The organism is Microcoleus sp. Pol10D4 (assembly GCF_036701555.1).
Taxonomy (GTDB): Bacteria; Cyanobacteriota; Cyanobacteriia; order Cyanobacteriales; family Microcoleaceae; genus Microcoleus.
In genome coordinates this window covers 1-2577 of sequence record NZ_JAUBRA010000156.1, presented here as the reverse complement: position 1 = coordinate 2577, position 2577 = coordinate 1, and the positions used below count along the sequence as shown (strand labels likewise).

The 2577-nt window shown below is 44.7% G+C and carries 2 protein-coding genes; both read right to left on the bottom strand.

Going from position 1 to position 2577, the window contains the following annotated elements; genetic code table 11:
• Positions 1–96: 96 nt before the first annotated feature.
• Entirely contained in the window at positions 97–1899 is a 1803-nt protein-coding gene (gene ltrA / locus QUA36_RS31050; protein WP_333460143.1) for a group II intron reverse transcriptase/maturase, read from the bottom strand.
• A 495-nt stretch (positions 1900–2394) separates the two neighbouring features.
• A partial coding sequence (locus QUA36_RS31045; protein ID WP_293318373.1) for a hypothetical protein occupies positions 2395–2577 on the bottom strand: 183 nt, incomplete at its 5' end.

Here is a 2577-nt window from a genome sequence, read left to right as displayed (position 1 = left end):
AAATTAAAGTCGGCGACTCCCTCACGAGAGTCGCCGCTCTCCAAAACCGTGCTTGATAGTTTCCCATCACACGGCTCCTCAATGACTCGGTGATTGTCACTCATACCGCGTTACCAACATATCCTCTTTCCAGAACCATTCTGTATGTGAGGGTGGCTTAGGTTTAGCACTTTTACAGCTAGATTTTTTACCCAGACTGCCATCTGTAGCAGTCTTTATATCGTGGCAATGTCTGTGAAGTAAGTCCCAGTTGTCATAAGAATCCTTTCCACCTTTCGATTTAGGAATTCTGTGGTCAACTTCCATGACATCTTCGTCTCGAAAATGTAATCCGCAGTGAGAACATTTACCCTTTTGAATCTTAAGAAGTGTTGCCACTCTTTTGGGACTTTCAGGGTGTTTTCCCATTCTTGTACTCCAATACACCAGGTTTCCGTCGTATGGTGACGATTCGCCTTTAACTTTGGCATGGTCTATGATTTTTATTTGACCATGTTTGCGTAACCGGAGAGGGTTAGTCCCTTCTTCCCTGGTTGCGAATACCCAGTGATCATTGCCTATGGTTTGCCAGTATTTATTTGACACCCATGTTTTCGATTTTTTCGGATGGCGATGATTTGCCCAAGCTCTGAGTTTTTGATACACCAAGGATTCTAATTTATAGAAGACTTTGCTACTTGGAACCGTTCGGTAATAGTTAGCCCACCCTATAATTAGAGGATTCAACCTCTTAATTAAATCTGATTGAGATTTAACTGTGTGGATGTCTATTACTCTTGCGATTTCTTTGAGGTGTATTTTAACTTTTGCTGAACTTGGGGTGATGATTGTGCTGAAACCCAGTAATTCACCTTGGGGATTTTTCCCGCTAGTGTATTTGCCAGATGGATATTGCCTGACTTTAAACCCCAGGAAATCAAATCCTGGAGATTGTCCATCATGGCTGCTCATTGTGTGAGCTATCCTTGTTTTACTGGATTTTAGCTCCAAACCCATGCCTTTTAACCATTCAGAGATGATCTCTTTACACTTTTGAACGACGGTTAAGTCTTCGTGGAGAATTACGAAGTCATCGGCGTATCTTATTAAGGATATGCTTCTACATTTCTGTTGCCAGCTTATTTGTCCTTTTCCTTTTGGCTTTTTGATGTCCAAGGTTTTGGCAAATTCCTTAATTCGATGTTCCATCCCGTGGAGAGCTATATTAGCCAGTAGTGGAGAAATGACTCCACCCTGTGGCGTACCCTCAAGTGTTGGAAACAACTGTTGTCCGTCCATCACTCCCGCTCGGAGCCATGCCCTGATTTGGCGGTGTAAAAGCGGGAATGTATTTAATTTTTTAAGCAGTGCTTCATGGTCGATTTTGTCGAAGCATTTGGCGATGTCGGCATCTAGCACATATTTTTGCTTATACCTAATCGCATTAAATATTGCCCCGATAGCATCTTGGCACGAGCGTCCAGGTCTGAACCCGTATTGGTTCGGTTCAAATCGCGCTTCCCATTCTGGTTCTAGTGCCAGTTTAACGAGCGCCTGCAATGCCCGGTCTTTCATTGTCGGGATTCCTAAAGGTCGCTTCTCTTCTGTACCAGGCTTGGGAATCCATACTCGCCTGGTCGGGCTGACCTTTGAACTCAGGTTTATATTACCTATTAGGTCAAGGCGTTGCTTTGGGGTTAGTGATTTGACACCATCCACACCTGCCGTCTTTTTTCCTTTGTTATCCTGAGTAACCCTACGAACCGCTAAGCATTTTGCAGCCTTGGACTTCATCAACAACTTTTGGAGTCTGCGAAGTGCCTTAATATCACCACGATTGGCGGCTTGATAGATTCTTTTCTGCAACTTGAACACGACTCTTTCCAGCTTTCGCCAGGGAGTCTTGTTCCATTCATACATCGGTTTTACCGTGCTCATGACTTTTACATTGCTACTGGAGACTCTATCTTCCGAGACACCGTGGGTCTGTCTGCATATCTCCCTCGTTACAGGGGAGCTTTCGCTTTTGACCCAATCTCTCCTTGCCGTTGCATCTGGTTAGCACCTACTCTGAAAATCGACTTTTTCAGAGAGCAAACGGTAGGTTATTTCGTTCCTGTTCGTCTTTGTTTAGAGTTTTTAGGGTGGTACTTTCCACCGGGTTTATTACAGAGTGCTTGGTTGGTCAAGCTAATAATTGCCAACCCTGTGGTAAATTGAGGGTGAAGTCTCTTTATTACCAATCCTTGCCCTTTTGGGACTCCCAGCGTATCAACCTGTTTCGCTGGTTTTCTCTCACGATGGTTCGGATGTACCTTTGCTTTCGCTACCCATAAACTCCTGCTCGACGGGATTCTAGAATAGGTTTTCCAGTTACCGCCTTTTCACCCCGCTTTACGGATTGATGGCTAATCGCTACCGTAGGGGTGATGCTTTCACCGCTGCACCTGCGGGATGGGACTTGAACAGTGTTCTCACCCACAAGACGAACAAGTTGTCATCTAACAAGGGATTAAAGTGCGAACTCAATCCATATTGGATTACCTTGTTAGAGCCTGAGTTCCCCCCATTTCTGGGTTTCTTCAGAACGAAACGCAC

What these genes read in the sequence shown, in the direction of transcription:
- ltrA (WP_333460143.1), bottom strand. Translation starts at nt 1,899, where the DNA reads ATGTATGAATGGAACAAGACTCCCTGGCGAAAGCTGGAAAGAGTCGTG.